The organism is Microvirgula curvata, assembly GCF_054781615.1.
In genome coordinates this window covers 1-26,060 of record NZ_BAAGUB010000002.1, presented here as the reverse complement: position 1 = coordinate 26,060, position 26,060 = coordinate 1, and the positions used below count along the sequence as shown (strand labels likewise).

The 26,060-nt window shown below is 65.4% G+C and carries 26 protein-coding genes; 18 read left to right on the top strand and 8 right to left on the bottom strand.

All coding sequences use genetic code 11. The features are described 5' to 3' along the window. Window positions 1-257: 257 nt before the first annotated feature. Entirely contained in the window at window positions 258-1,013 is a 756-nt protein-coding gene (gene cobA, locus ACYVG8_RS00195; RefSeq protein WP_028500185.1) for a uroporphyrinogen-III C-methyltransferase, read from the top strand. Window positions 1,014-1,128: 115 nt separating this feature from the next. On the opposite strand, the gene ACYVG8_RS00190 is transcribed toward cobA, so the two are convergent. Genes ACYVG8_RS00190 through flhB form a run of 5 tightly spaced genes read right to left on the bottom strand, consistent with a single transcriptional unit; the run spans window position 1,129 to window position 7,494 of the window. After that, window positions 1,129-1,866, bottom strand: coding sequence for an RNA polymerase sigma factor FliA (locus ACYVG8_RS00190; protein ID WP_028500184.1), 738 nt, complete (start codon window positions 1,864-1,866; stop codon window positions 1,129-1,131). A gap of 10 nt (window positions 1,867-1,876) precedes the next feature. Beyond that, complete coding sequence (locus ACYVG8_RS00185) at window positions 1,877-2,746, bottom strand: MinD/ParA family ATP-binding protein (protein WP_051529020.1); 870 nt, start codon at window positions 2,744-2,746, stop codon at window positions 1,877-1,879. Then, window positions 2,743-4,200 carry a flagellar biosynthesis protein FlhF gene (flhF, locus tag ACYVG8_RS00180; protein ID WP_112692954.1) on the bottom strand — a complete coding sequence of 486 codons (1,458 nt, stop codon included), beginning with the start codon at window positions 4,198-4,200 and terminating at the stop codon, window positions 2,743-2,745. The genes ACYVG8_RS00185 and flhF overlap by 4 nt, the downstream gene beginning before the upstream one ends. A 22-nt stretch (window positions 4,201-4,222) precedes the next feature. Continuing rightward, on the bottom strand, window positions 4,223-6,307 hold the full coding sequence (gene flhA / locus ACYVG8_RS00175) for a flagellar biosynthesis protein FlhA (RefSeq protein ID WP_107890232.1): 2,085 nt from the start codon (window positions 6,305-6,307) through the stop codon (window positions 4,223-4,225). Next, window positions 6,307-7,494, bottom strand: coding sequence for a flagellar biosynthesis protein FlhB (flhB, locus tag ACYVG8_RS00170; RefSeq protein WP_028500181.1), 1,188 nt, complete (start codon window positions 7,492-7,494; stop codon window positions 6,307-6,309). Before flhB ends, flhA begins: the two co-directional genes overlap by 1 nt. 265 nt (window positions 7,495-7,759) lie before the next feature. Between flhB and ACYVG8_RS00165 the strand changes: the two genes are divergently transcribed. The 7 genes from ACYVG8_RS00165 (at window position 7,760) to ACYVG8_RS00135 (ending at window position 13,457) form a co-directional block, all read left to right on the top strand. Continuing rightward, complete coding sequence (locus ACYVG8_RS00165; RefSeq protein WP_028500180.1) at window positions 7,760-8,554, top strand: thymidylate synthase; 795 nt, start codon at window positions 7,760-7,762, stop codon at window positions 8,552-8,554. Next, window positions 8,551-9,048, top strand: a complete 498-nt coding sequence (locus tag ACYVG8_RS00160; RefSeq protein ID WP_028500179.1) for a dihydrofolate reductase — start codon at window positions 8,551-8,553, stop codon at window positions 9,046-9,048. Before ACYVG8_RS00165 ends, ACYVG8_RS00160 begins: the two co-directional genes overlap by 4 nt. 153 nt (window positions 9,049-9,201) lie before the next feature. After that, window positions 9,202-9,987: an enoyl-CoA hydratase/isomerase family protein gene (locus ACYVG8_RS00155; protein WP_028500178.1), complete on the top strand. Its 786-nt coding sequence runs from the start codon at window positions 9,202-9,204 to the stop codon at window positions 9,985-9,987. A 135-nt stretch (window positions 9,988-10,122) separates the two neighbouring features. Next, complete coding sequence (gene recA, locus ACYVG8_RS00150) at window positions 10,123-11,193, top strand: recombinase RecA (protein ID WP_028500177.1); 1,071 nt, start codon at window positions 10,123-10,125, stop codon at window positions 11,191-11,193. 124 nt (window positions 11,194-11,317) lie between these two features. Next, window positions 11,318-11,776, top strand: a complete 459-nt coding sequence (gene recX, locus ACYVG8_RS00145; protein WP_036386686.1) for a recombination regulator RecX — start codon at window positions 11,318-11,320, stop codon at window positions 11,774-11,776. Between the two features lie 29 nt (window positions 11,777-11,805). Beyond that, on the top strand, window positions 11,806-12,711 hold the full coding sequence (gene prmB / locus ACYVG8_RS00140) for a 50S ribosomal protein L3 N(5)-glutamine methyltransferase (protein WP_028500175.1): 906 nt from the start codon (window positions 11,806-11,808) through the stop codon (window positions 12,709-12,711). 8 nt (window positions 12,712-12,719) lie between these two features. Next, window positions 12,720-13,457 carry a hypothetical protein gene (locus tag ACYVG8_RS00135; protein ID WP_460744874.1) on the top strand — a complete coding sequence of 246 codons (738 nt, stop codon included), beginning with the start codon at window positions 12,720-12,722 and terminating at the stop codon, window positions 13,455-13,457. Between the two features lie 7 nt (window positions 13,458-13,464). Here ACYVG8_RS00135 and lysE read toward each other — a convergent pair whose 3' ends face one another. Next, the gene (lysE, locus tag ACYVG8_RS00130) at window positions 13,465-14,076 is read right to left on the bottom strand and encodes an L-lysine exporter (protein WP_460744873.1); all 612 of its coding nucleotides are present in this window, start codon (window positions 14,074-14,076) and stop codon (window positions 13,465-13,467) included. 101 nt (window positions 14,077-14,177) lie between these two features. Here lysE and ACYVG8_RS00125 point away from each other — a divergent pair, with 101 nt between their 5' ends. Genes ACYVG8_RS00125 through ACYVG8_RS00115 form a run of 3 tightly spaced genes read left to right on the top strand, consistent with a single transcriptional unit; the run spans window position 14,178 to window position 15,974 of the window. Next, the gene (locus ACYVG8_RS00125) at window positions 14,178-15,068 is read left to right on the top strand and encodes a LysR family transcriptional regulator ArgP (protein ID WP_028500172.1); all 891 of its coding nucleotides are present in this window, start codon (window positions 14,178-14,180) and stop codon (window positions 15,066-15,068) included. A 57-nt stretch (window positions 15,069-15,125) separates the two neighbouring features. After that, the gene (locus ACYVG8_RS00120) at window positions 15,126-15,740 is read left to right on the top strand and encodes a LysE/ArgO family amino acid transporter (protein ID WP_107890230.1); all 615 of its coding nucleotides are present in this window, start codon (window positions 15,126-15,128) and stop codon (window positions 15,738-15,740) included. Between the two features lie 18 nt (window positions 15,741-15,758). Next, on the top strand, window positions 15,759-15,974 hold the full coding sequence (locus tag ACYVG8_RS00115) for a hypothetical protein (protein WP_107890229.1): 216 nt from the start codon (window positions 15,759-15,761) through the stop codon (window positions 15,972-15,974). 1 nt (window position 15,975) lies between these two features. Here ACYVG8_RS00115 and ACYVG8_RS00110 read toward each other — a convergent pair whose 3' ends face one another. Next, on the bottom strand, window positions 15,976-16,755 hold the full coding sequence (locus ACYVG8_RS00110; RefSeq protein WP_112692957.1) for an enoyl-CoA hydratase-related protein: 780 nt from the start codon (window positions 16,753-16,755) through the stop codon (window positions 15,976-15,978). A 133-nt stretch (window positions 16,756-16,888) separates the two neighbouring features. Between ACYVG8_RS00110 and ACYVG8_RS00105 the strand changes: the two genes are divergently transcribed. The 3 genes from ACYVG8_RS00105 to ACYVG8_RS00095 all read left to right on the top strand — a co-directional run bounded on the left by ACYVG8_RS00105 (window position 16,889) and on the right by ACYVG8_RS00095 (window position 19,105). Then, window positions 16,889-17,563: a sulfite exporter TauE/SafE family protein gene (locus ACYVG8_RS00105; RefSeq protein ID WP_460744872.1), complete on the top strand. Its 675-nt coding sequence runs from the start codon at window positions 16,889-16,891 to the stop codon at window positions 17,561-17,563. Between the two features lie 67 nt (window positions 17,564-17,630). Next, complete coding sequence (locus ACYVG8_RS00100) at window positions 17,631-18,785, top strand: UbiH/UbiF family hydroxylase (protein ID WP_107890226.1); 1,155 nt, start codon at window positions 17,631-17,633, stop codon at window positions 18,783-18,785. A gap of 2 nt (window positions 18,786-18,787) precedes the next feature. Continuing rightward, window positions 18,788-19,105: an MGMT family protein gene (locus ACYVG8_RS00095; protein ID WP_112692958.1), complete on the top strand. Its 318-nt coding sequence runs from the start codon at window positions 18,788-18,790 to the stop codon at window positions 19,103-19,105. Window positions 19,106-19,338: 233 nt separating this feature from the next. Here the strand turns inward: ACYVG8_RS00095 and dinG are convergent, their stop codons facing one another. Beyond that, window positions 19,339-21,471: an ATP-dependent DNA helicase DinG gene (gene dinG, locus ACYVG8_RS00090; RefSeq protein WP_028500166.1), complete on the bottom strand. Its 2,133-nt coding sequence runs from the start codon at window positions 21,469-21,471 to the stop codon at window positions 19,339-19,341. A gap of 177 nt (window positions 21,472-21,648) precedes the next feature. Here dinG and ACYVG8_RS00085 point away from each other — a divergent pair, with 177 nt between their 5' ends. The 4 genes from ACYVG8_RS00085 to ACYVG8_RS00070 form a co-directional block, all read left to right on the top strand. After that, window positions 21,649-23,598: an aminotransferase class I/II-fold pyridoxal phosphate-dependent enzyme gene (locus ACYVG8_RS00085; RefSeq protein WP_460744871.1), complete on the top strand. Its 1,950-nt coding sequence runs from the start codon at window positions 21,649-21,651 to the stop codon at window positions 23,596-23,598. Window positions 23,599-23,901: 303 nt separating this feature from the next. Beyond that, a complete protein-coding gene (locus ACYVG8_RS00080) occupies window positions 23,902-25,131 on the top strand; it encodes an argininosuccinate synthase (protein ID WP_036386674.1) in 1,230 nt (409 codons plus the stop codon). A gap of 107 nt (window positions 25,132-25,238) precedes the next feature. Next, window positions 25,239-25,472, top strand: coding sequence for a DUF2788 domain-containing protein (locus tag ACYVG8_RS00075; protein ID WP_373280124.1), 234 nt, complete (start codon window positions 25,239-25,241; stop codon window positions 25,470-25,472). 170 nt (window positions 25,473-25,642) lie between these two features. Continuing rightward, window positions 25,643-26,060, top strand: a 418-nt coding sequence (locus ACYVG8_RS00070) for a two-partner secretion domain-containing protein (RefSeq protein ID WP_460744870.1), incomplete at its 3' end; no start/stop codon positions are given.

The window sequence follows — 26,060 nt, the reverse complement described above, 5'->3', positions numbered from 1 at the left end:
TGGCTGGCACGCTTGATGCTTTGTTATTGACGAGCCCCGGCGGCGGGGCTCTCAGGGTTGTGTTGAATCCGGCCAGGGTACTCCGGTGCCTGCGGCCACTTTGACAGCGGCGTCCATTCGCCTGCCGTGCCAGTCACGGAAAGCGGATGCGACGCCCTTTTTTTGCCTGCCTGTCCCGTCTTTGCATATCGCCACAAAGCCTTTCCCACTTGGCGCAGTTTTTGACATCGTGGCGTCCATCTGCATGAGGAATTCATATGAACGCTGGCAAAGTCTGGCTGGTCGGGGTCGGTCCCGGCGATGCCGAACTGATGACGCTGAAAGCCGCCCGGGTGCTTGGAGAGGCCGATGTGTGGCTGGTCGATGACCTGGTCGGCGACGACGTGCTGGCGCTGGCCAGGGCGGACGCACGGCTGGTGCGGGTCGGCAAGCGGGGCGGCTGCCGCTCCACCCCGCAATCGTTCATCAACCGGCTGATGCTGCGCCATGCCCGCCAGGGGCGCCGCGTTGCCCGGGTCAAGGGCGGCGACGCCATGCTGTTCGGCCGGGGCGGCGAGGAGGCGGCGTGGCTGCGCGCGGCCGGCATCGAGGTCGAGGTGGTCAACGGGCTGACTGCCGGCATGCTGGCGGCAACGGCGATCGGCGTGCCGCTGACCCATCGCGACTGCTGTCGTGGCGTGGCCTTCGTGACAGCCCATGCCCAGGATGGCGGCGAACCGGACTGGGCCGCACTGGCCCGTTCCGGGCTGACACTGGCAATCTACATGGGCATGAAGCGGCTGGACCGTATCCGCGACGGACTGATGGCCGGCGGGTTGCCGGCGACGACACCGGTGGCCGTGGTGCAGTCGGCGAGCACGCCGAACCAGCAGCAACTGCTGACCACGCTGGCGCAACTGCCGGCACAGGCGCTGGCGGCCGGCCTGGGCAGCCCGGCCATCGTGCTGGTCGGTGATGTCGTCGCGCTGTCGTCACTGGCGGAATGGCCGGACGGTCTGTCGCGCGCGGCCTGAAAGCCGAGACGGTCTGCAAAGGTGCAGGTGCTCGCAAAAATGCGGCACGAAGAACTGAATCAGTCGGGCCTGCACCGACGCCACTCACCACGCAGGTGCCCACAAAAAGCGGCAGTCAAATCCAGCTGCGCAGCTTGCCGCGCAGGCGCGATACCGCCTGGCTGTGCAGCTGGCAGACGCGCGACTCGGTCACGCCGAGCACCGCGCCGATTTCCTTCAGGTTCAGTTCTTCCTCGTAGTACAGATTCATCACCAGCTGGTCGCGTTCCGGAAGCTCCTTGATGGCGGCGACCAGGTGTTCGCGAAAACGCTGGTCACCGAGCATCGCGAACGGGGTCTCCGCTTCGGGGCCGGCGACATGCTCGATGAACTGGGTGCTGCTGCCTTCGTCACTTTCGTGGCGGAAATCCTCGTAGTAGACCAGCTGGTGGCCCTTGCAGTCGTACAGCATGGACTGGTACTCGTCGATGCTCATTTCCAGCCGTTCCGCCACCTCGCTCTCGTGCGGGGCCCGGCCGAACTCCTGTTCCAGTGCCGTCAGCGCCTGCTCGATCTGCTTGGCGTTGCGGCGCGCCTGGCGCGGCAGCCAGTCGATGCGGCGCAGTTCATCGAGCATGGCTCCGCGTATGCGCTGGCTGGCGAAGGTTTCGAACAGCACACCCTGGCTGGTATCGAACTGCTGGGCCGCTTCGAGCAGGCCGATCATGCCGACCTGGATCAGGTCGTCGAGCTCGACGCTGGCCGGCAGCCGGCTGACCATCATGCTGGCCAGCTTTCTGACCAGTGGCGCGTGAGTAGCCACATCGACGGTTGTCGACGCGTCTGCGGGAAGATAGGCACGACGAAGTTTCATAAGTTGACAGCTAGACGATGATTTCTGACGGGTCGGGTTCGAGCAACCGTGCGGCATCACACAGTCGGGAAAACAGTTCATGCGCGACACCGGAGCCGGTGGCCCACAGTGGCAGGGCATGGGCGAGCTGGTTGGCGGCGGTGGCGATCTCGCTGGTGTCGAACGACTGGACTGCCGTCGTCTTCAGCACCGTGGCCCGCTTGGCCCAGTGGTCTTCCGGCACGTAGCCGACCCAGCGCAGCGAAACCGGCAGGTATTCGCTGGCTACCGTGGACAGCCGGGAGAACCAGTGCTGTGCCTCGTCCAGACTGTGCACACGGTTGACCAGGACGTTGAACTTGCGGCGGCCGAACTCGCTGACCAGGTATTTGACGGCAGTGTACGTCTCGGTCAGTCCGTCCTGATCGGGCGACAACACCAGTACGATATCGCCGGCCACCGCCGCCAGCAGCGGCGTCTGCGTGGGGGCGTCGATCAGCACGAATTCGGTGTCGCGGGTCAGGGCCAGATATTCGCTCTGCACGCGGTGGGCCGAGACGTCACTCAGCGCGGCCAGCACCGACGGGCGCGCATAGCCATTGAGCAGGTTGATGGTGCCGCCGAGCGGGCTGACGGCCGCATCCAGCGCCAGTTGCTGCGACAGGACCGTATCCAGCGTCTCGCTCGTCGACAGGTTGAAGCGGCGCAACAGCGGCTGGCCGGCATGGCCGTCGAGCAGCAGCACCCGCCGGCCATGGGTCACGCCGAGTGCGATGCCGAGTTCGGCGACCAGGGTGGTGACACCGGACGCCCGCCCGCCGAGAAAGGCGAAGCTGGCCGATAGCGCGTTGCCGAGCGACAGTCGCCTCAGGCTGGCCGCCTGATCGTCGAAGCGGGTCATGCGGTCTGGCCCCACTGGGCCGCCTGCAGGATGCGGTACTCGTCGGGTTCGTACGAGAACGGTCCGCGCGGCTGTTTCAACGGCTGGAACGTGCGTTCCACCAGATAATTGGCATCGGACAGGTACAGGTCTTCCGGCACCCGCTGACCATTGGTCACGTACAGCACCGGCAGCCGGTGGCGGATTGCCACGTCCAGCCCGACCCCGAGCGTCGGCGCCTCGTCGACCTTGGACAGGATGCAGCCGGCCAGGCCCTCGCCCTGATAGCGGGTGATGACATCCTGCAGCGTATGACCGGCGGCATTGGCCGACAGCAGCAGGATGCGCCGCACCGGCCGCTTGCCGGCCGCGTACATGCGCGTCTGTTCGCTGACGCGGTTGTCGCGCTGGCCCATGCCGACCGAGTCGATCAGCACCAGCTTCTTGTGGGCGAGGTCGGCCAGCGTCAGGTGCAGGTCGGCCTCGTTGTCGACGGCGTAAACCGACACGCCAAGGATGCGGCCATACAGTTTCAGCTGGTCCTGGGCCCCGATCCGGTAGCTGTCGGTCGAGATCAGTGCGATCGATTCCGGACCGTGCTTGATGGTGGCGCGGGCGGCAAGCTTGGCCACGGTGGTGGTCTTGCCGACGCCGGTCGGGCCGACCAGCGCGTAGACACCGCCCTTGTCGATGATGTCCTCTTCCTCCGGCAGCACGCGCAGATTGTGCGCCAGCGCCGACTTTGCCCATTTCAGCGCGGCGGCTTCGTCGAAGTGCGCCGGCAGCTTGGCCACCAGCTGGCGGCACAGTGCCGGGCTCATGCCGACGGCAAGCAGCTGGCGGAACAGCTCGGCCTGGCGCGGGTGGTATTCCTCGAGGTTGGCCCAGGCCAGGCTGGCGAGCTGGGCGGTCAGCAGTGCCTTGAGTTCGCGCATTTCGTCGCCCAGCTCGTCGAGCTTGGCCTCGGCGCGAACCGTGGTCGGCGCCGCTTCGGCCGGTGCCTTGTCGCGCGGCGCTGCCTCTGCCGCCGGGGCCGTTTCCGGGCGGGGTGCCGGCTCGGCGCGGGCGGGTTCCTCGCGATTGGCGGCCTCCTCGGCACGGGCGATCAGGCGGCTGAAGTCGACACGCTTGATCGACGTGTCCGGCTCATTGGGCGGAATGATCCGCGCCACCGGCTCGGCCAGCGGCTCGACCGGCAGCGCATAGGTGCGCGCCAGCGCACTGGCGACCGGGGACGGCTTGGCCGATTTTGGCGGCAGGGCGGCCGCACTGCCGCCATGTCGCGGCGGGTGCTTGACGTTGGTGGCCAGCGAAGCCGCCAGCGTGTTCACGTCGGCGTCGGCTACCGCCATGATTTCGATGCCGCCGCCGGGCACGCTGCGGTTGCTGAGGATCAGGGCATCGGTACCCAGCTCGTCACGCACCTGGCGCAGTGCATCACGAGTGGTTTTGCCGAAAAACTTTTTGACGACCATAAGGCGTTATCCCACTGTGAGACTAGCTGCGTGCCCCGACCACGCCGACCACGCGAATGGTCTTGCTGTCGGGAATTTCATTATGGGCCAGCACGGCGAGCTGGGGCAGGGCGCGGCGCATGAATTTGGACAGGACCGGGCGCAGGGCCTGTGGCGTGATCAGCACCGGGTTCAGCCCCTGCTGCTCGATCCGCTCGGACTCCTGGGCCGCCGACTGCAGCAGGGTTTCCGCCAGACCGGGTTCGAGGCCGCCGCCGGCCTTGCTCTGCATGGCGCCGATCAGGATGCTCTCCAGCTGCGGATCCAGCGTCAGCACCGACAGTTCGTTCATGCCGGGGAACAGCTGGGCGACGATGGCGCGCGACAGCGTGATGCGCACGGCCGCGGTCAGATCGTCGATGTCCTGGGTTTGCGGCACGTGTTCGGCCAGCGTCTCCAGTATGCTCTTCATGTCGCGGATGCTGATGCCTTCGCCGAGCAGATTCTGCAGCACTTTCTGCAGCGTGCCGATCGGGATGATCTTCGGCACCAGCTCCTCGACCAGCTTTGGCGATTCCTTGCCGACATGATCGACCAGTTGCTGGGTTTCCTCCCGGCCGAGCAGCTCGGCGGCATGGTTCTGCAGAATATTCGAAATATGGGTGGCGACCACCGTGCTGGCGTCCACCACGGTATAGCCGAACGTCTGCGCTTCCTCGCGCTGGCGCGCCTCGATCCACAGCGCCGGCAGTCCGAAGGCCGGGTCGGTGGTCGGGACGCCCTTGATTTCGCCGAGCACGCGGCCCGGGTTGATCGCCAGGTACTGGCCGACAAAGGCCTCACCGCCACCGACCTCGACCCCCTTGAGCAGGATGCGGTAGGCGTTCGGGCGGATTTCCAGGTTGTCGCGGATATGCACAGCCGGCAGCAGGAAGCCGACTTCCTGTGCCATCTTCTTGCGGATGCCGCGAATGCGGCGCAGCAGCTCGCCGTCCTGGGTGCGGTCGACCAGCGGAATCAGGCGGTAGCCGACCTCGAGGCCGACAGCGTCGACCGGCTGCACGTCGTTCCAGCTGACTTCGGCCACCGGGGTTTCCGGCGGCGGCGGCGACTCGGATTCGGCCCGCGCCTGGGCTGCAGCCAGCTCCCTGGTGCGGTGGTCCTGCCACCATGCCAGCCCGGCCAGAATGGCGGCGATCAGCAGGAAGGCGAAGTGCGGCATGTTCGGGATCAGGCCCATCAGCCCGATCACTGCCGCAGTGATGTACAGCACCTGCGGCTTCATGAACAGCTGGCCGAGGAACTGCTCGGACAGGTCCTTTTCGGTGCCGACGCGGGTGACGACGATGCCGGCGGCGGTCGAGATGATCAGGGCCGGGATCTGGGCGACCAGGCCGTCACCGATGGTCAGCAGCGTGTAGGTCTCGGCCGCGACGCCGACCGGCAGGTCGTGCTGGACGATACCGACGATCAGCCCGCCGATGATGTTGATCAGCATGATCAGGATGCCGGCGATGGCATCGCCGCGCACGAACTTGCTCGCGCCGTCCATCGAGCCGAAGAAGTTCGCTTCCTCGGTGATCTCCTGCCGGCGGCGGCGGGCGTCGTCCTCGCCGATCAGGCCGGCATTGAGGTCGGCGTCGATGGCCATCTGCTTGCCGGGCATCGCGTCGAGGGTGAAGCGGGCGCTCACTTCCGCAATCCGCCCGGCCCCCTTGGTGATGACCACGAAGTTGATGATGGTCAGGATGACGAACACCACGATGCCGATCGCGTAGTTGCCGCCGACCAGGAAGTGACTGAAGGCCTCGATGACCTTGCCGGCCGCGTCAGCGCCGTTGTGACCTTCCATCAGGATCACGCGGCTCGACGCGACGTTCAGCGACAGCCGCAGCAGGGTGGTGACCAGCAGGATGGCCGGGAAAGCGGAGAACTCCAGCGGCTTCTTGATCTGCAGGCCGACCATCAGCACGATGATCGACACGGCGATGTTGAAAGTGAAAAACACGTCGAGGATCACTGTCGGCAACGGCAGGATCATCATCGCCAGGATGAGCAGGATCAGGACCGGACCGGCCAGCGCCGCGACGTTCAGGTTGAAACGCTGGAGCAGCAGGGAAAAATTCATTACGCGCGAGGCTCCTCATGCGGCGAAGTGTCGGCGGGGGCTTCATTCGCTTTTTTCTTGCTTTCCGGGTCGAGCTCGGTCGGTACGGGCAGCGATTCCGGATACAGCGGCGCGATGCCGCCATTCGACTGGTAGTTCTTCAGCTGGAATACATAGGCCAGCACCTGCGCCGCGGCGGTGTACAGCGCGGACGGGATTTCGTCGCCGATCTCGGCGTTGTGGTACAGCGCGCGGGCAAACGGCGGCGCCCGCATGATGGTGATGTTGTGCTCGCGTGCCTGCTCGATGATCTTCTCTGCCAGTTTCAGCGTGCCCTTGGCCAGAATGCGCGGTGCGCGCATGCCGTCCGCGTACTGCAGGGCCACTGCGTAGTGGGTCGGGTTGGTGACGACGACGCTGGCGTTCGGAATCTCGCTCATCATCCGGCGGCGCGCAGCCTCGCGCTGCAACTGGCGAATGCGGCCCTTGACCTCGGGACTGCCTTCGCTTTCCTTCATTTCCTGCTTGACCTCTTCCTTGGTCATGCGCAGATTCTTGTGATACTGCCAGATCTGGAACGGCACATCGACGACGACCAGCAGCACCAGCGCGCCGGCAACGATCAGCAGCGTGTGCTGGGTCAGCTCGATGGTCCGGGTCAGACTCTGGTCCATCGACAGCTTGACCAGACCGATGATCTCGGCACGTTCGTTCCAGATCACCCAGGTGGCGACGCCGCCGATCAGCATGCTCTTCAGGATCGCCTTGCCGCCCTCGACCAGACTGTTCGGCGAAAACATGCGCTTGATGCCGCTGAACGGGTTCATCTTCGAGAACTTGGGCTCGAGTGCCTGCCAGCTCAGGTTCCAGCCGCCCATCAGCAGCGGGGCGACCACGGCGACAATCATCAGGGCCCCGAAAATCGGCATGATGGCGATCAGTGCATCCAGCCCAAGGTCATGCAGCCGGCGCGTCATGATGTCGGGTTCGGCCAGCGTCGGCTGATCGAAGGTCAGCGCCTTGCTCAGCACCAGCCGCATCTGCTGGTACAGCGAATTCCCATAGGCGATCAGCATGGCCACGGCCGTCATGGTGATGGCGAACGTACCCAGCTCCTTCGACCGCGGAACCTGCCCTTCGGTGCGGGCCTGCTGCTGTCGCTTGGGTGTCGCATCTTCTGTGCGTTCGAGACCGCTGTCTTCCGCCATGGCAATCGTTGGTCAAGGTTTTGTAAATGAATGTGAGCGCGAATTGTATCACGCAAGGGTCAGGATATTTCCTGGCGATGGTGAGGGGTTAAGCAAACATTAATGTGTCAAATCCAGAAAATATGTAGGAATGATCTTAAATTTTATCAGCACTCTGGCTACATCCAGGCCGGGCAGGGGGTAACAACATCTCTCCTGTCTGCAGGGGATGGCGTGATGGCCGCAGGCCGGCTACAGTAACCGGTTTTCCGCTGGGCAGTGAGCCATGAAGCCTTATCTCGATCTGATGCGCCATGTCCTTGAACACGGCAACCTCAAGACCGACCGCACCGGCACCGGCACGCGCTCGGTGTTCGGCTGGCAGATGCGTTACGACCTCGCCGCCGGTTTCCCGATGGTCACCACCAAGAAACTTCACCTGCGCTCTATCATTCATGAGCTGCTATGGTTCTTGCGTGGGGATACGAATATTGCCTACCTGCAGCAGAACGGCGTGCGCATCTGGGACGAGTGGGCCGACGAGAACGGCGACCTCGGTCCGGTCTATGGCTACCAGTGGCGCAGCTGGCCGGCGCCGGATGGCCGCCATATCGACCAGATCGCCAATGTGGTCGAGCAGATCCGGCGCAACCCGGACAGCCGGCGACTGATCGTCAGTGCATGGAACCCGGCACTGGTCGACGACATGGCCTTGCCGCCATGCCACGCGCTGTTCCAGTTCTACGTGGCGGACGGCAAGCTGTCGTGCCAGTTGTACCAGCGTTCGGCCGACATCTTTCTGGGCGTTCCGTTCAATATCGCCAGCTATGCGCTGCTGACGCTGATGGTGGCGCAGGTGTGCGGGCTGCAAGCAGGCGAATTCATCCACACGCTGGGCGATGCCCACCTCTATCTGAACCACCTGCCGCAGGCCGAACTGCAGCTGTCGCGCGAACCACGTCCGCTGCCCACCCTGCGTCTGAACCCCGAGGTGAAAGACTTGTTCGCGTTTACCTTCGACGATATCGAGCTGGTCGACTACGACCCGCATCCGCACATCAAGGCCGAGGTCGCCGTATGAGCGCCCCCCGTCTGGCCATGGTGGCGGCGCGCGCGCGCAACGGCGTGATCGGGCTCGACAACCGGCTGCCGTGGCACCTGCCGGAAGACCTGGCGCATTTCAAACGCGTCACGCTCGGCAAGCCGGTGATCATGGGCCGCAAGACCTTCGAGTCCATCGGACGACCGCTGCCGGGGCGGACCAATATCGTGGTGACCCGCAACCCGGACTGGCAGGCTGACGGCGTGACTGTCGTCCTGTCGCTGGATGCGGCCCTCGAGGCGGCGGGGGAGACCGGCGCCGACGAAGCGATGCTGATCGGCGGGGCCGAGCTGTACCGGCAGGCGCTGTCGCGTACTGACGAAATCTTCCTGACCGAAATCGATGCCGACTATCCGGGGGATGCCCATTTCCCGTCGCTCGATCCGGCGGTGTGGCAGCCGGCCGAATCGGAAACCCTGCGCCGCGAGAGCGATGGCCTGGGCTGGCGCTACGTGCACTATGTTCGGGGATGACGACATCTGAAATCACGCCGAGCTGTCTCAATTCTGCATCAACAGCCGGTTTTTCCCGCTGCGTACCGTGCCGGCCACCCGCCTGTCATCTGCACGGAACGTGGCGGGGGCTACAATGATCATTCGACTCCCGATTGCAAGGAAACCTGATTCATGAACGACGCCATCCTCTACTCCCTGGATACGCGCGGCGTGGCTACGCTGGCGCTGGACCGCCAGGAGCTGCACAACGCGTTCGATGACGCGCTGATCCAGGCGCTGACCGCCAAGCTGGAGGAGATCGATGCCGACCCGGCGGTGCGCGTGCTGGTGCTGACCGGCACCGGCATCAGCTTCTCCGCCGGCGCCGACATCAACTGGATGCGTCGCATGGCCGGTTACTCGCGGGACGAGAACCTGCGCGATGCCACCTATCTGGCTGCGCTGATGCAGCGGCTGGATACGCTGCGCATGCCGACCATTGCCCGCGTGCAGGGCTCGGCCTTCGGCGGCGGTACCGGGCTGATCGCCTGCTGCGACATCGCCGTGGCGGTGTCCGATGCCCTGTTCTGCTTCTCCGAGGTCAAACTCGGCCTGATCCCGTCGGTCATCTCGCCGTATATCGTGCGCTCGATCGGCGCCAGCGCGGCGCGACGCTATTTCATGACCGCCGAACGCTTCAACGCCGGCAAGGCGCAACGCCTGGGGTTGGTGCACAAGGTGGTCGAGCGCGACGAGCTCGACAGCACGATCGGACTGTTCGTCGAGCAGGTGCTGCACAACGGCCCGGCGGCGATGACGGCGGCCAAGCGACTGGTGGCGGATGTCTATGCGCAGCCGATCGACGGCACGCTGATCGAGATGACCACCAACCGCATCGCCGATGTCCGCTCCAGTGCCGAGGGCAAGGAAGGGCTGTCGGCCTTCCTCGACAAGCGCAAGCCGGACTGGCTCGCGTAAGCGTTCCGTTTTCATCCGGACGGCGACCGGCGACGGTCGCCGTCATGCATTGTTCCCCCCCGGTTTTTTCCGTGCCGGGTGGTGGCTATGCGATAATCCGTCCCGACTAAACCGACTCATTGGAGACTCGCCGAAATGGCCGATAACGACAAGCAAAAAGCCCTGTCCGCTGCGCTCGCCCAGATCGAGAAGCAGTTCGGCAAGGGTTCGATCATGCGCATGAACGAAACCCAGGTGACCGACAACATTCAGGTCATTTCCACCGGTTCGCTCGGTCTTGACCTGGCGCTTGGCGTTGGCGGCCTGCCGCGCGGCCGCGTGGTCGAAATCTACGGTCCGGAATCGTCCGGCAAGACCACGCTGTGTCTGCAGGTGGTGGCCGAAGCACAAAAGCTGGGCGGCACCTGCGCCTATATCGATGCCGAAAACGCGCTGGACCCGTCCTACGCCAACAAGCTCGGCGTCAAGGTCGATGACCTGCTGATCTCGCAGCCGGACACCGGTGAGCAGGCGCTGGAAATCTGCGACATGCTGGTGCGTTCCGGCGGCGTCGACATCATCGTCGTCGACTCGGTCGCCGCGCTGGTGCCGAAGGCCGAAATCGAAGGCGAGATGGGCGACAGCCACGTCGGCCTGCAGGCGCGACTGATGAGCCAGGCACTGCGCAAGCTGACCGGCAACATCAAGCGCACCAACACCCTGGTGATCTTCATCAACCAGATCCGCATGAAGATCGGCGTGATGTTCGGCAACCCGGAAACCACTACCGGCGGCAATGCGCTGAAGTTCTACGCGTCCGTGCGTCTCGATATCCGCCGTACCGGCGGTATCAAGAAGGGCGACGAGATCGTCGGCAACGAAACCCGCGTCAAGGTGGTGAAGAACAAGGTCAGCCCGCCGTTCCGCCAGGCTTCGTTCGACATCCTGTACGGCGAGGGCATTTCGCGCGAGGGCGAGATCATCGAACTCGGCGTCGAGCACAAGTTCGTCGAGAAGTCCGGTGCCTGGTACAGCTACAACGGCTCCAAGATCGGCCAGGGCAAGGACAATTCGCGCGAATGGCTGAAGGAAAACCCGACCATTGCCCGCGAGATCGAGCAGAAGATCCGTACCGCCGTCGGCATCGGCGCGAGTGCGGCACCTGCCTTCGCCCCGACGGACGAAGAGCGGGCTGAAGCGGCCCTGTCGGAAGACAGCGACGCCTGACACCGGCCGGCGCCCTGGTGCGCCGCCGCTGTCGCCAGTCTGACGACGCCACGAGGCGCAATCCTCGTGGCGCTTTGTTTCCATGGCCCGCCCGCGGCGGGCGCCGCCCGATGCCATAGCCGCCATGTCCGAACCCTCGCTGAAATCCCGCGCCTATGCGCTGCTGTCCCGCCGGGAAATGTCCCGCGCCGAGCTGCGCAGGAAACTGGCGCCGCACGCCGACAGTGAAGCGCAGCTCGATGCGCTGCTGGACGAACTGACCGAAATCCGCCATCTGTCCGACGCCCGCTTTGCCGAAGCCTGGGTCAACAGCAAGGTCACCCAGCATGGCGCGCGTCGCCTGCGGCATGATCTGGCGTCGCGCGGGGTCGATGACGACACCATCCGCGACGCGCTGGACGGCATCGGGGACAGCGAAGTCGCGCGCGCCCGCGCGCTGTGGCTGAAGAAATTCGGTACGCTACCGGAAAACCTGCAGGAAAAGGCCCGGCAGATCCGCTTTCTGGCCGGGCGTGGATTCGACCTCGGCGTGATCCGGAAGGCCCTGCGCGACATCGACCTGGACGATGTCGGCGACGCCTGAACCCCGCCCGCCCCACAACAGGACCCCCCATGTTCGATATTGCCCGCCAACACCTGAAAACCCCGCGCGACCTGCTGCGTTTCGCCATGTCGCGCTTTACCGAGGCCGGGCTGTTTTTCGGCCACGGCACCGATAACGCCTGGGACGAGGCAGCCTACCTGATTGCGCACACGCTGCACCTGCCGATCGACCGCTTCGATGCGCTGCTCGATGCCCGGCTGCTGCCGTCCGAGCTCAACGATGCGCTCGACATTCTCGAACGGCGGGTGAGCGAACGCGTGCCGGCTGCCTACCTGACCCGCGAAGCGTGGCTGGCCGGGCACGACTTCTATATCGACGAGCGGGTCATCGTGCCGCGCTCGTTTATCGCCGAACTGCTGCCGGATGGCCTGTCGCCGTGGATCGAGCACCCGGAACTGGTCCATCGCGCCCTCGACCTGTGCACCGGCTCCGGCTGCCTGGCCATCCTGCTGGCCGATGCGTACCCGGATGCCGAGGTCGATGCCGTCGACCTGTCGACCGACGCGCTCGACGTGGCCACGCTGAATATCGAACGCTACGGGCTGGAACAGCGGGTCACGCCGATCGAGAGCGATCTGTGGGCCGGCGTGGCCGGCAACCGCTATGACCTGATCGTGTCGAACCCGCCGTATGTCGATGCCGAATCGGTGGCCGCGCTGCCGGATGAGTATCTGAAAGAACCGGAACTGGCGCTCGGCTCCGGCGAGGACGGCCTCGATGCGACCCGGGCCATTCTTGAACAGGCAACGCATTTCCTGAACCCGTTCGGGGTGCTGGTGGTCGAAATCGGCCATAACCGCGATGTCCTGGAAGCGTTGTACCCGGCCCTGACCTTCACCTGGCTCGACACCTCGGGCGGTGACGGCTTCGTGTTCCTGCTGACGCGGGAAGACCTGGTCACCGGCGGCCTGTGAGGCCGGCCATGCCGCCCCGGCGGCCATCCGCCGCGCTGATGTCGCTGCTGCTGGTCGCCTGTGCCGGCGCCCCGGTACAGAAACCGGTCAACGGGGACCGGTTTTCGGTCGGGGAAGTGGCGCAGAGCGATGCGAACCGGGTCGCCAACCTGGTCATGCGCGACAATCTGGACAGTCTGGCACTGCTGCTCGACAAGCTGTACCGGCGCAATCCGGCCGAGTGGAAGAAAAGCGGCGCCGCCAGCCGCGAAGCCGCCGTCCGCGCGGTGATGACGGCGGTGCGCGACGGCCAGCCGTTGCCCGCGCTCGGTCAGGCGCGCTCGGTCGGTGCCTTGCCGCGCGCATTCGATGCCGGCTATGGCGGCGACCGTGCCGGTGCGCTGATCTACGGCCTCGGCACGATGCTGACCGAGCTGTACGGCGGCCGGCGCTCGCTGTACCTGGTCAACGGTCTCGACGCGCAGCGGGTCGCCAATGCCTCGTTCAATGTGCAGGTGGCGGTATGGATGCTGTCGAACCGGACCGGTCCCGACGGCAAGCCGCTGCTGCTGTCGAACGAAATCGGCTTGGCCGGCAGCAACCTGTCGTTCGAGCGCGAGTTCGGCCGGGTCATCGGCCGGCTGGAACTGCTGGCCGAACTGGCCGACGAGTCCACCCGGCGCGGTTTCATCAATTACGTGCAGGGTCTGCTCGGCGCGCCGCTGCTGCAGTTCCTGCCGCTGGACGCGGTCAGCGCGGTCAAGTAGCGTCGTTTCAGCCCAGGACCAGTCTCGTCGCCAGCGCGAACATGATCGTGGCCACCGCCAGATCGAGCACCCGCCATGCCGCCGGGCGGGTGAACAGCGGGGCCAGCAGCCGGGCGCCGTAGGCGAGCGAGAAGAACCAGACGAATGACGCGCTGATGGCGCCGGCACCGAACAGGTAGCGGCTGTGATCCGGCTGTTGTGCGGCCAGCCCGCCGAGCAGCACCACCGTATCCAGATACACGTGCGGGTTCAGCCAGGTCACGGCCAGCGTGGTCAGCAGCACCATGCCCAGCGTGCGGCCGTCATCGCCTTCCAGCCGCATCGACTCGCCCTGCCAGGCGCGCTTCAGTGTCGCCAGCCCGTACCAGAGCAGAAAGGCCACGCCGCCCCAGCGGGCAATGTCGACCAGCAGCGGATGCGACGAGATCAGGGCACCAGCCCCGGCGACGCCAAGACCGATCAGCAGCATGTCGGAGACCGCGCAGGACAGGGCAATCGGCAGCCGGTGACGGCGACGAATGCCGTTGGACAGCACAAAGGCATTCTGCGCGCCGATGGGGATGATCATGCTCAGGCCGATGGCAAAGCCCTCGATGGCCGGCATCCAGTTGGGAATCATGATGAAGTCCTGTAACAAGCAGTTCGATTGCCACTACGGTATCTTTTCTCATGACATGAAGTAAAATTCATTGTTCTACATCTTCGTTAGAAAAATTCAGGATGCTGGATTACAAATTGCTGGACGCGCTGCAGGCCGTGCTGGCGGAAGGCAGTTTCGAGAAGGCGGCGCGCGTGCTGTGCATCACGCCGTCGGCGGTATCGCAGCGCATCCGCCAGCTGGAAGAGCGCTTCGGCCAGATGCTGCTGGTGCGCAGCACCCCGGTGCGGGCCACCGCCGCCGGGCACCGGCTGCTGCGCCATGTACGCCAGGTCGGCGTGCTGGAAGGGGAACTGGAAAGCGAACTGACCGAAGAGGCCGGCGACGGCTGGATGACGCTGCCGATCGCGGTCAATGCCGACTCGCTGGCGAGCTGGTTTCTCGACGCGGTCACCGATGTCGTGCTGCGCGAGCGGCTGCTGATGCAGATGACGCTGGATGACGAGGGGCACACGCTGTCATTGCTGAAAAACGGCGACGTGATCGGCTGCGTGACCAGCGCCGATACCCCGCCGACCGGCTGCGTCAGCGAGCGGCTGGGGGTGATGCGCTACCGCTGCATCGCCACCCCGGACTTTGCCGCGCGCTATTTCGCCGACGGTGTCGACCGCCGTCAGTTTACCCGGGCGCCGGCGGTCATCTTCAACCGCCGCGATACCATGCACCTCGGCTTTCTTGAATCGCGCTACGGCATCGGCCCCGGTGATTTCCCGCACTCGATCGTGCCCTCGGTACCCAGCCTGCTCGATGTGGTGTGCGCCGGCATCGGCTACGGACTGACGCCGGAGCTGCAGGTGGCCAGCCTGCTGGCCAGCGGCGAGCTGGTCGACCTGCTGCCGGACGTGCCGCCGCAGGTGACGCTGCACTGGCATTGCTGGGCACTGCAGGCGCCGCGGCTGGCGCGGTTTTCCGGTGCGCTGGTGGCCGAGGCGCGCGCCAGGCTGGTGCCCTGAGAACGGGCTTTGACATAGAATAAGCGTCAATTCATTTGTCGTTTGGCTGTGTCATCCATGTCGTTCCACTTTCCGGCCTTCTTTTCCGGGCTGACCATCGCACTGGGCCTGCTGGTCGCGATCGGCCCGCAGAATACTTTCGTCCTCAAGCAGGGCATCGCCCGGGCACAGATCGTGGCCATCGTCACGGTATGCATCCTGTGCGACATCCTGCTGATCACGCTGGGCGTGGCCGGGCTGGGCGCCTTTATCAGCAGCCAGCCGATGCTGATCCGCATCGCCACCTGGGGCGGGGCGGCGTTCCTGGCGCTGTACGGTTTCCGCTCGTTCCGCTCGGCGATGAAAGCCAGCTCGCTGCAGACCGGTGGCAGTGTGCAGACCACGCGGCGCGGCGCCATCCTCGCCGCCATGGCGTTCACGCTGCTGAATCCGTACGTCTACCTCGATACCGTGGTGCTGATGGGCGCGGTGTCGAGCCGTTTCAGCGAGGCGCTGCCGTCATACTGGCTGGGGTGCGTCACCACGGCCGTGTGCTGGTTCGGCGGGCTGGGATTTTTCGCCGGCCGGCTGGCGCCGCTGTTTGCGCGGCCGTTCAGCTGGCGGGTGCTGGACTCGATGGTCGGCGTCATCATGTGCGCGACCGCCTGGCATCTGCTGTCGAGCTTCGGCTGAAGGGAACGGGGAGGGCATATGGACGGGGAACGGGAACGGATCGCGGCGCTGGTCCTGGCGGCGATCCAGGCCGAACTGCAGCGGCAGGGTCGCAGCCCGGACTATCCGGGCACCAGCGCCGCAGTCGGAGCACCGGAACGGGCGGCGCTGGCCGGGGTCTTCGACCTCGAAGAAGTGGCGGATGCCGTGTGCCTGGCACTGGCGCGCGGCACCGCCGCCGCGCCGGACGCCTGAGCTACTGCTGCCAGCCCGGGGCACGGCGCTCGAAGAACGCCTGCGCCCCTTCCTGCTGCTCTGCCGAATCGATGCGTGCCCGCGCTGCTGCCAGCTCCGCCTCCATGGCGGCGCGCAGCGCCGGCAGGCGCTCGGCCTGCAGCAGGGTCTTGGCCGCCCTGGCCGCGGCCGGGCCGGTGTGGCTGGCCTGGTCAGCCACCGAAATGGCGACAATCTTGGCAAAGCCGGCATCGACACACTCATCGACCAGACCGATGCGCAGCGCGCGTTCGGCACGCAAGGCTTCACCGGTCAGTGCCATCCGCCGCGCCCAGCCATCACCGACCAGTTGCGGCAGGCGGCAGGAGCTGCCGCCGCAAGGGGGCAGGCCGAGGCGGCCTTCGGGCAGGCCGAGTTCGATCTGGCGCTCGGCAATGCGCACATCGCAGGCCATGGCCAGCGACAGGCCGCCGCCCAGCGCGTAGCCGTTCAGCGCCGCCAGGGTCAGTCCGTTGAACTGCACCAGCGCCAGTGCCGCGTCGTTCAGTGCCTGCAGCAGGGCCTCGGCCTTGCCATGGCCGGAGCGGGGGGCGTGGAACAGCTCAATGTCCGCACCCGGCGAGAAGAACTGGTCGCCTGCGCCGGTCAGCACCAGCGCCCGGACCTCGGGATCATCATTCAGAATGTCCACCTGCCGGCGCAGCTCGGTCAGGGTGGCGACCGTCAGCGCGTTTACCGGCGGATGGTTCAGCGTCAGGATGGCGGTCCGGCCAAGACGTTCGACAATCAGGTTTTCGTTCATGGTACTTCTTTCACTGTAATGGCCGTGCGGGGAAGTCGTCGCACCACGCCCACGGCGATTTGCCGACAGGGATGACCGGGGCGGGGGGTACGACGGTTACAATGTCGACATCACTGTTTTTATAGCTATTACCATGCCGGAATACAGCCTGGCCGCATTGTTCCTCGTCGGCCTGCTTGGCGGCGGTCATTGTCTCGGCATGTGCGGCGGTCTGGTGACCGCCCTGTCGCTGCAATTGCCGGCCGCACGTTCGCGAACACCGTTCATCCTGGCCTACAACATCGGCCGTGTCGCCAGTTATACCGCAGTCGGGGCCATCGCCGGCGGCATCGGCGGACTGGGCCTTGCCGCATTGCGGCTGCAGGCGGCGCAACTGGCGCTGTTCGTGCTGGCGCAGGGGCTGATGATCCTGCTCGGCCTGTACCTGGCCGGCGTCTCCGCCTGGATCACCCGGGTGGAAAGTGTCGGTCGCCCGCTGTGGCGGCGCGTGCAGCCGCTGATGAAAAGCCTCATTCCGGTGCGTTCCCCGGCTGGCGCGCTCCTTGTTGGTGCATTGTGGGGATGGCTGCCGTGCGGGCTGGTCTACTCGGCCAGCCTGACCGCACTGGCAAGCGGCAGCGTCGCCGGCGGTGCGGCCGGCATGTTCGCCTTCGCACTGGGCACCCTGCCGAATCTGCTGGCGATGGGCGCTTTCGCCGAAGTACTGAAAACCTGGCTGACCCGGCGCTGGGTGCGGGTGGTTGCCGGTTGCAGCGTGATTGCCGTGGCCCTGTGGCAACTGTCTCACGTGGTACGGCAACTGGTGTAGCCACACCCGGTTCGGGCACAATCACGCTCCGGACTGTTTAATTGATCAAGTGGATCGGCGTCTGAGCATGAATACCCATTTCGACATCCTTATCCTCGGTGGTGGTCTGGTTGGCGCCAGTCTGGCGCTGGCGCTGTCCGGCGGGCGGCAACGCGTCGCACTGCTGGAAACCCGGCCGCCGCAGGTCGACGGACTCGATCGCGACGACGACTGGGATGCCCGGGTCTATGCGGTCAGCCCGGCCAATCGCCGTTTCCTGCAGCAACTGGAGGCCTGGCCGGCCGACGACCGTGTCGGCATGGTCACCGCCATGGACGTGCGCGGCGATGCCGGCGGCCGCATCCGCTTTGATGCCGCCGAAGCCGGCGGTGAAGCGCTGGCGTGGATCGTCGAGAACCGCTGGCTGCTGGCCGCGATCTGGCGCCGGCTGGCCGACAGCGATGTCGAGCTGCTCGATCCGGCCGAGGCGACGGCCTTCGCCAGCGACGCACGCGGGGCGACACTGACCCTGGCTGGTGGCCGCACGCTCGGCGCACGGCTGGTGATCGGCTGTGACGGCGCCAATTCGTGGCTGCGGCGCGAAGTCGGCATCGGCGCGGCCGTATCCCCTTACGGACACAGCGGCGTGGTGGCGAACTTCCTGTGCGAACGCGACCATGATGGCGTGGCACACCAGTGGTTCACCGGCGACGGCGTGCTGGCTTACCTGCCGCTGCCGGGACGCCGGATGTCGATGGTGTGGTCGTGCGCGGACCCGGAACGCTTGCTGGCGCTGTCGCCGGATGCCCTGTGCGCGGCGGTGGCGGCGCGCGGCGGCCGGCAACTGGGCGAGCTGCAGCTGGTCACGCCGGCAGCCGGCTTCCCGCTGCGACTGATTCGCCCGGAACGGGTGATCGGCGAGCGGGTTGCGTTCGCCGGCGACGCCGCCCATACCGTGCATCCGCTGGCCGGACAGGGGGTCAATCTCGGCTTTGGCGACGTGCAACTGCTGGCGACGCTGCTGCGCGACGCCGACGACCCCGGCGCCTACGGCGTGCTGCGCCGCTATGAACGTGGCCGGATCGAAGCGGTGCGCACCATGCAGTACACCTGTGACGGACTGTTCCGCCTGTTCACCCATCCGCATCCGCTGGTCGGCTGGCTGCGCAATACCGGCCTGTCGCTGACCAATGTGGCCGGACCGGTGAAAAAACGCCTGATCCGCGAAGCGATCGGATTCTGACCATGACCGCGACCGCGTCCCCGATTCAGGCCGCGATCCGCGCGGTAGTGGCCCGGATTCCGCCGGGGCGGGTGTGTACCTATGGCGAAGTGGCGCGACTGGCCGGTTTTCCGCGCCATGCGCGGCTGGTCGGCCGCTCGCTGCACGGGCCGGCCGACGCCGTGCCGTGGTTCCGCGTGATCAATCATCAGGGCCGCATCAGCCCGCGCGGGCTGGATGGCAACGACGACTACCAGCGCATCCTGCTGGAGGACGACGGCGTGAAGTTCGACGCCAGCGGCCGCATCGACCTGAAAGTGTACGGCTGGCACGGCGACTGAACTACGCCTGCCGCCAACTGCCGAAAGCCGTCGGGCGTGTACCGACGCCACTCAAATCGTCTGTGCTCATCCCGATCGGCAGTCGAACGGACGAGCGCAGCGAGGTTTCCCCGCGGCGGCGGGGACGGAAGGGGGCGGGGTGAAACAGGGGACTGCCGTGCCCGCACCGTGTTCCAGTCAGTCGGGCGTGTACCGACGCCACTCAAATCGTTTGCGCCCACCCCGATCGGCAGTCAAATGCGCCGGAACGGCGGCAGCGCGGCGAGGATCTTCTTGCCGTAGGCGGCCGTTTTCAGCCGGGTGTCGAGAATGCTGACCCGCCCATAGTCGCTCTCGGTACGGATCAGACGACCGACCGCCTGGATCAGCTTGACCGACGCCTCCGGCACCGACAGCTCGATAAACGGATTGCCGCCCTGGCTTTCAATCCACTTTGACAGCGTCAGCCCGACCGGATCATCCGGCATGGCGAACGGCAGCTTGGCGATAATCACGTGCACACAGGCCTCGCCCGGCAGGTCCAGCCCCTCGGCGAACGAGTCCAGCCCGAAAATCAGGCTGGCGCGACCGTCGGCGACCGCTTCCAGATGGCGGGCCAGCAGCTTGGACTTCGGCAGCGTACCCTGCACCAGCACGCGCTCGGCGAACTCCGGCGGCAGGCGGTCGGCCACTTCCTCCATCTGCCGGCGCGACGAAAACAGCATCAGCGTGCCGTTCGGCTGCGACAGGTCGACCAGTCGCGGCAGCCATTTGACGATTTCGGCGGTATGGCCGGCGGCGTCCTTCGGGCTGGCCGCCAGCGGCGGCAGATACAACTCGCCCTGGTGGGCAAAATCGAACGGCGAGTCCAGCGCCAGCGTGCTGGTTTCCGGCAGCCAGACCAGGCCGGTCTGGCGCAGCAGCAGGTCGAAGCTGTTCAGCGAACGCAGCGTGGCCGAAGTCAGCACCGCACCGGCCGCCTTGCGCCACAGCGTGCTGGCCAGGCTGCCGGCGGCCGACACCGGCGAGGCCGACACCCGGTAATCGCGGCGGTTGCCGACCGCGCGCGCGGTAATCCAGCGCGCGATCGGCGGTGCCTTGTCCTCGGGCTCGGTGACAAACAGCGTCCACACCGCCGCAAACGGTTCGGCGCGGGAAATGAAGAAGCCCAGTTCGCTGGACAGGCGGTCGATCAGCAGCATGTCGCCGCCGGACTTGTCCTTGCGCGCTTCGGCCAGCGCGTCGGACAGCTGTTCGAGCTGCTTTTCCAGTGCGGCACTGGTCAGTTGCAGGTTGGCGGCCAGCTGGTCGACGCCCTCGGGCAGCGGACCGGCCGGCAGCAGCCAGGTCGGTTCGTCGTCGCCGTCGTTGCCGGACAGCGCCTCGATGCCGTCGAGCACGGCGATGAACTGGGTCAGGTGCTCGATACTGGCCGCCGCCGAATCGATCAGCAGATCGACCAGTTCGTGCTTGTCGAGCAGCGTGTCGGCGTGGCTGGCGAGCGTCGCCACCTTGTCCAGCCAGCCCAGGGTCGGGCCACTCTGGAAGTCGGCGGCAAACTGGTTGACCGCCTTTTTCGACAGGTGGTGCGCCTCGTCGATGCAATAGAAGCTCTGTTCCGGCGCCGGCAGAATCACGCCACCGCCCATCGCACAGTCGGCCAGCAGCAGGTCGTGGTTGGTGACCACCACGTCGACGTTCTCCAGTGCATCGCGGGCAATGTAGAACGGGCATTCCGGCCGGTTCGGGCAGGCCGCCTTCAGGCAGCCGTGGCGGTCATTGGTGACCCGCAACCACAGCGCATCGTCGATCATTTCCGGGTAATCGTCACGATCCCCGTTCCATGTCTTGTAGTAGAACGCGTCGGCCAGCGCCTTGATTGCCGCCAGCTCGGCAGCCTCCGGCTTGCGCTCCCACAGTGCGGCGGCCGGATCGGGCGCCAGCAACTCGCCCTGGGTCGAATCGGCGGTCAGCTGGAACAGGCGGTAAGGACACGCATAGCGGCCACGCCCCTTGGCCAGCGCATAGGTCAGCGGCAGCTCGCTGTGCTCGACCACGAACGGCAGGTCGCGATTGACCAGCTGCTCCTGCAGCGCCACCGTCGCCGAACTGACAATCAGCTTCTTGGCGCGGTTCTTGGCCATCACGCCGCCGGCGATCAGATAGGCCACACTCTTGCCGACCCCGGTCGGTCCCTCGACCGCCAGAATGCTTTCGCCTTCCCGCTCCGGCAGTTCATCGCCGTCGCGCTCCTTGCAGCGGGACAGGGCATTGGCGATTTCCGCAATCATCCGCCGCTGCGACGGCCGCGGCTTGAAGCCGGGCAGCGCGGTGGCCAGCGTCTGGTAGTGATGGCGGATGGCGTCTTTTTCGAGATCGGTCAGCATGCGCACATTTTACAGACTGCGGGCGGCTTGGGGCGGCGCGATCGACGCCGGGCGACCGGGCGCGATCATTGCATCGCAGCATGACGTGTGTGCATACCGTGCGTAGGATTAGCTAGCGAATCGGCGGAAATTCATTCCGCCAGACAGAACAACAAAATCACGCTCTGCGAGGACACAATGAACAAACCTGGCTGCAAGGTCCTGGTGGTCGGCCGCGATGCGGTGTGGCTGCGCGAGGCGATCAAGGGCTTGAACCACAATGCGCATCAGGAAAGCGGTGCGTTCGGGCTGGGCTTCGTACCGGCGGCGTCGGCGGCCGACGCGCAGGTGGCCGTGCGGGACGACGGCAGCATCCAGATCGTGCTGATCGACAGCCAGGATCTGGACCAGCCGCTGCTGCCGTTCGTCGACTGGCTTGGCGACTTCCGGCCGGAACTGTCGCTGTACGTGCTGCTGGGGCGGGGCGAGGAGCGGGCGCAGGTGGCCAATCTGCTGGGCGAAACCCTGTCCGGCTATTTCATGCGCGACGAGCAGGACTGGGCCGGCTGGCGCCATATCCTGCAGGCGGAAATCGCCGAGAAGGCGGCAACGCCGTTCTTCGATGCCCTGAAACGCTACGTTGAACTGGCCAAGGACTCGTGGCACACGCCGGGCCATTCCGGTGGCGACTCGCTGCGCGGCAGCCCGTGGGTCGGCGACTTTTACCAGTTCCTTGGCGAGAACACCCTGCGCGCCGACCTGTCGGTCTCGGTGCCGATGCTGGACTCGCTGCTGCACCCGGCCGGGGTGATCAACGATGCCCAGGCACTGGCCGCCCGGGCCTTCGGTGCCCGTCGCACCTATTTCGCCACCAATGGCAGCTCGACGGCCAACAAGGTCATCCTGCAGACCCTGCTGGCGCCGGGCGATACCTTGCTGCTGGACCGCAACTGTCACAAATCGGTCCATCACGCGACCATCCTGTCCGGCGCGCGCCCGGTCTACCTCGAATCGACCCTGAATCGCCGCTACGGCCTGTTCGGTCCGGTGCCGAAGCAGACCATCCTCGATGCGCTGGCCGCCCACCCGTCCGCACGGGTGCTGATCCTGACCAGCTCGACCTATGACGGCCTGTGCTACGACCTGGCGCCGATCATCGCCGCCGCACACGAATGCGGGGTCAAGGTGGTGGTCGACGAGGCGTGGTACGGCTTTGCCCGCTTCCATCCGGCCATGCGGCCGACCGCGCTCGAATGCGGGGCCGACTACGTGACCCAGTCGACGCACAAGGTACTGTCGGCGCTGTCGCAGGCGAGCATGATCCACGTGAACGACCCGGCGTTCGACGCCCACCTGTTCCGCGAGAACTTCAACATGCACGCGTCGACCAGCCCGCAGTACTCGATCATCGCCAGCCTGGACGTGGCGCGAAAGCAGGCGATGATGGAAGGCTACACCCTGATCGACCGTGCGCTCGGCATCGCTCGCGAACTGCGCGAACTCATTGCCGGGACCGGCGTGTTTCGCGTACTGGAACTCGACGACCTGCTGCCGGCCGAACTGGCGAGCGACGCCATCCGTCTCGACCCGACCAAGCTGACCATCGACATCAGCGACTCGGGCTATTCCGGCGCTGAACTGCGCGACATCCTGCTCGAACGCTTCAATATCCAGGTCGAGAAAACCACCTTCAACACCCTGACACTGCTGGTCACCATCGGCACTACTCGCAGCAAGGCGTCGCGGCTGCTCGATGCGCTGATGCGGGTCGCGCGCGACAAGCGCACCCCGCGGCGGCCGCCACAGCTGCCGGCGCTGCCGGGTCTGGGCCGGCTGGTCTGCCTGCCGCGTGATGCGTTCTACGAGGCCGGCGAAATGCTGCCGCTGCTTGATGACGACGGCCGGCCCAACGTCGAACTCGCCGGACGCGTCGCCTGTGATCAGGTGACGCCATATCCGCCGGGCATTCCGGTATGGACGCCGGGGCAGCAGATCAGCGACGAGGCCGTGTCCTATCTGGGGCGCGTGACGCGGATGCAGAAGGATCTGGAGTTGCACGGGGTCGAGCAGGACGGCGACGGCTATTACGTACGAGTATTGCGGCTTGAAGATGAGCAAATGCTTAAATTTGACCGGAATGCAAGATAGCGCTTGCATCTGTGTCGCAATTCCGTAAAAATCATCGACAGACCTTGGCTGACGTCCAGCGGCACGGACCCGGCTCCACGATCGAATTTCAGGGATGAACCAGATGCTTGACGCTTTCCACCAACTTGATGCGCTGCGACGTAGCCGCGCGGACGGCGCACGACGAGTGCGCCGCGTCCGCGGCTATCTGCATGCGTCGTTGGTGGGCGAGGGCTAGGGGCTCAGCGTTCATCTCAACCCCAAAACGGGCGGCGCTTATTCATTTAAGCGCCGCCCTTTTTTTATCCGGACGGGAAAATAGAAATGCACCACGATGTAAAGAAAGTTGTACTCGCCTATTCAGGCGGCCTGGACACCTCGGTCATTCTCAAATGGCTGCAGGACACCTACCAGTGTGAGGTGGTGACCTTCACCGCCGATATCGGCCAGGGCGAGGAAGTGGAACCGGCGCGCAAGAAAGCCATTGCGCTCGGCATCAATCCCGACAACATCTTCATCGACGATCTGCGCGAAGAATTCGTCCGCGACTTCGTGTTCCCGATGTTCCGCGCCAACGCAGTTTATGAAGGCGAGTACCTGCTCGGCACCTCGATCGCCCGTCCGCTGATCGCCAAGCGCCAGATCGAGATCGCCAACCAGGTTGGCGCCGATGCCGTCAGCCATGGCGCAACCGGCAAGGGCAACGACCAGGTGCGTTTCGAACTCGGCTACTACGCACTGAAGCCGGACGTGACCGTCATCGCCCCGTGGCGCGAATGGGATCTGCTGTCGCGTGAAAAACTGCTGGCCTATGCCGAGAAGCACGGCATCGACATCAGCAAGAAAAAGAACGGCGGCAGCCCGTATTCGATGGATGCAAACCTGCTGCACATCTCCTACGAAGGCACCGTGCTGGAAGATCCGGCCCAGGAGCCGGAAGAAGACATGTGGCTGTGGACCTGCTCGCCGGAACAGGCACCGGATGAAGCCGAATACATCGAGCTGGAATACAAGGGGGGCGATATCGTCGCCATCAACGGCACGGCCCTGAGCCCGGCTGCAGTGCTGACCAAGCTGAACCAGCTCGGCGGCAAGCACGGCATCGGCCGCCTCGACATCGTCGAGAACCGTTATGTCGGCATGAAGTCGCGCGGCTGCTACGAAACCCCGGGGGGCACCATCATGCTGAAGGCGCACCGCGCGATCGAATCGATCACGCTGGACCGCGAAGTCGCCCACCTGAAGGACGAACTGATGCCGAAGTACGCCAGCATGCTGTACACCGGCTACTGGTGGAGCCCGGAACGCAGGATGATGCAGGCGATGATCGACGCATCGCAATCGACCGTGAACGGCTGGGTGCGGCTGAAGCTGTACAAGGGCAACGTGATCGTGGTCGGCCGCGAATCGAAGACCGACAGCCTGTTCGATCCGACCATTGCCACCTTCGACGAAGATGGCGGCGCCTACAACCACGCCGATGCAGCCGGCTTCATCAAGCTGAACGCCCTGCGGATGCGGATTGCCGCCAATGCCAGGGTCAAGCGTGGCTGAGACAGTCTGAGGTAAAAAACGCGAGGCGCTGTCCTCGCGTTTTTTTGCTATCAGGTTGCGGCACGTCAACCGATATAATCGGCTGATCTGCTAAAGGGGAGTGTTACATGGATTTCAGCAAGTGGGATCTGAGCAATCTGAGCGAAGAACAATTCACCAACATCTCGATGGTCGTGCTGCTTGGCGGCCTGATCGTCTTCATGGCTTTCATCATCCTTGATCTGGGACGCAAGTCCGGCGCCGGCAAATTCGGTACTTTCGTGCTGTTCCTGGCGCTGTTCGCCGGCGTGATCGGTTTCGTGTTCAAGAACCTGCTGGTCGAGTTCCTGATCCTGAAGTAACCGTTGACCGAAGAGGGCTGGGGCACTGAACCCGGCTTTTTCTGTCTCTCTTCACAGTAAAAACCAGCAAATAATCAGCGGCTTCCCGTTGCAACTCGGGAATCCGGCAGATGGCATGCGCGCCTGTGCCGCGTAGCGTGACGGAGTCCAATCCGTCCCGCGCCGTCACCATGCCCTTCGTCCGCCGCTGCGTGCCGTCCCTGCTGATTCCGCTGCTGCTCCTGCTGGCTGCCGGTGCCGGCGCGGACGGCATCGTCGCCGATCCGGGGGCCGCGAGCACGCAGCAGCCGGTGGTGCAGCGCACCGCCAGCGGCCTGCCGCAGGTCGACATCCAGACCCCCAACGCCGCTGGCGTTTCGCACAACCATTACCGCCAGTTCGACGTCGGCCCGCGCGGCGCCATCCTCAACAACGCCCGCCACGATGTGCAGACCGAGCTTGGCGGCTGGGTGCGCAGCAATCCGGCCCTGGCCAGCGGCAGTGCCAGGCTGATCATCAACGAGGTCAACAGCAGCCAGCCCAGCCTGCTGCGCGGCCTGCTGGAAGTGGCCGGTCCGCGCGCCGACGTCATCGTCGCCAACCCGTCCG

What these genes read in the sequence shown, in the direction of transcription:
- ACYVG8_RS00080 (WP_036386674.1), top strand. Translation starts at nt 23,902, where the DNA reads ATGCACCACGATGTAAAGAAAGTTGTACTCGCCTATTCAGGCGGCCTG.
- dinG (WP_028500166.1), bottom strand. Translation starts at nt 21,471, where the DNA reads ATGCTGACCGATCTCGAAAAAGACGCCATCCGCCATCACTACCAGACG.
- ACYVG8_RS00135 (WP_460744874.1), top strand. Translation starts at nt 12,720, where the DNA reads ATGCCGCCCCGGCGGCCATCCGCCGCGCTGATGTCGCTGCTGCTGGTC.
- recX (WP_036386686.1), top strand. Translation starts at nt 11,318, where the DNA reads ATGTCCGAACCCTCGCTGAAATCCCGCGCCTATGCGCTGCTGTCCCGC.
- ACYVG8_RS00120 (WP_107890230.1), top strand. Translation starts at nt 15,126, where the DNA reads ATGTCGTTCCACTTTCCGGCCTTCTTTTCCGGGCTGACCATCGCACTG.
- cobA (WP_028500185.1), top strand. Translation starts at nt 258, where the DNA reads ATGAACGCTGGCAAAGTCTGGCTGGTCGGGGTCGGTCCCGGCGATGCC.
- recA (WP_028500177.1), top strand. Translation starts at nt 10,123, where the DNA reads ATGGCCGATAACGACAAGCAAAAAGCCCTGTCCGCTGCGCTCGCCCAG.
- ACYVG8_RS00165 (WP_028500180.1), top strand. Translation starts at nt 7,760, where the DNA reads ATGAAGCCTTATCTCGATCTGATGCGCCATGTCCTTGAACACGGCAAC.
- ACYVG8_RS00125 (WP_028500172.1), top strand. Translation starts at nt 14,178, where the DNA reads ATGCTGGATTACAAATTGCTGGACGCGCTGCAGGCCGTGCTGGCGGAA.
- ACYVG8_RS00190 (WP_028500184.1), bottom strand. Translation starts at nt 1,866, where the DNA reads ATGAAACTTCGTCGTGCCTATCTTCCCGCAGACGCGTCGACAACCGTC.
- ACYVG8_RS00115 (WP_107890229.1), top strand. Translation starts at nt 15,759, where the DNA reads ATGGACGGGGAACGGGAACGGATCGCGGCGCTGGTCCTGGCGGCGATC.
- flhB (WP_028500181.1), bottom strand. Translation starts at nt 7,494, where the DNA reads ATGGCGGAAGACAGCGGTCTCGAACGCACAGAAGATGCGACACCCAAG.
- ACYVG8_RS00155 (WP_028500178.1), top strand. Translation starts at nt 9,202, where the DNA reads ATGAACGACGCCATCCTCTACTCCCTGGATACGCGCGGCGTGGCTACG.
- ACYVG8_RS00185 (WP_051529020.1), bottom strand. Translation starts at nt 2,746, where the DNA reads ATGACCCGCTTCGACGATCAGGCGGCCAGCCTGAGGCGACTGTCGCTC.
- lysE (WP_460744873.1), bottom strand. Translation starts at nt 14,076, where the DNA reads ATGATTCCCAACTGGATGCCGGCCATCGAGGGCTTTGCCATCGGCCTG.
- ACYVG8_RS00110 (WP_112692957.1), bottom strand. Translation starts at nt 16,755, where the DNA reads ATGAACGAAAACCTGATTGTCGAACGTCTTGGCCGGACCGCCATCCTG.
- ACYVG8_RS00160 (WP_028500179.1), top strand. Translation starts at nt 8,551, where the DNA reads ATGAGCGCCCCCCGTCTGGCCATGGTGGCGGCGCGCGCGCGCAACGGC.
- ACYVG8_RS00095 (WP_112692958.1), top strand. Translation starts at nt 18,788, where the DNA reads ATGACCGCGACCGCGTCCCCGATTCAGGCCGCGATCCGCGCGGTAGTG.
- prmB (WP_028500175.1), top strand. Translation starts at nt 11,806, where the DNA reads ATGTTCGATATTGCCCGCCAACACCTGAAAACCCCGCGCGACCTGCTG.
- flhA (WP_107890232.1), bottom strand. Translation starts at nt 6,307, where the DNA reads ATGAATTTTTCCCTGCTGCTCCAGCGTTTCAACCTGAACGTCGCGGCG.
- ACYVG8_RS00075 (WP_373280124.1), top strand. Translation starts at nt 25,239, where the DNA reads ATGGATTTCAGCAAGTGGGATCTGAGCAATCTGAGCGAAGAACAATTC.
- ACYVG8_RS00100 (WP_107890226.1), top strand. Translation starts at nt 17,631, where the DNA reads ATGAATACCCATTTCGACATCCTTATCCTCGGTGGTGGTCTGGTTGGC.
- flhF (WP_112692954.1), bottom strand. Translation starts at nt 4,200, where the DNA reads ATGGTCGTCAAAAAGTTTTTCGGCAAAACCACTCGTGATGCACTGCGC.
- ACYVG8_RS00085 (WP_460744871.1), top strand. Translation starts at nt 21,649, where the DNA reads ATGAACAAACCTGGCTGCAAGGTCCTGGTGGTCGGCCGCGATGCGGTG.
- ACYVG8_RS00105 (WP_460744872.1), top strand. Translation starts at nt 16,889, where the DNA reads ATGCCGGAATACAGCCTGGCCGCATTGTTCCTCGTCGGCCTGCTTGGC.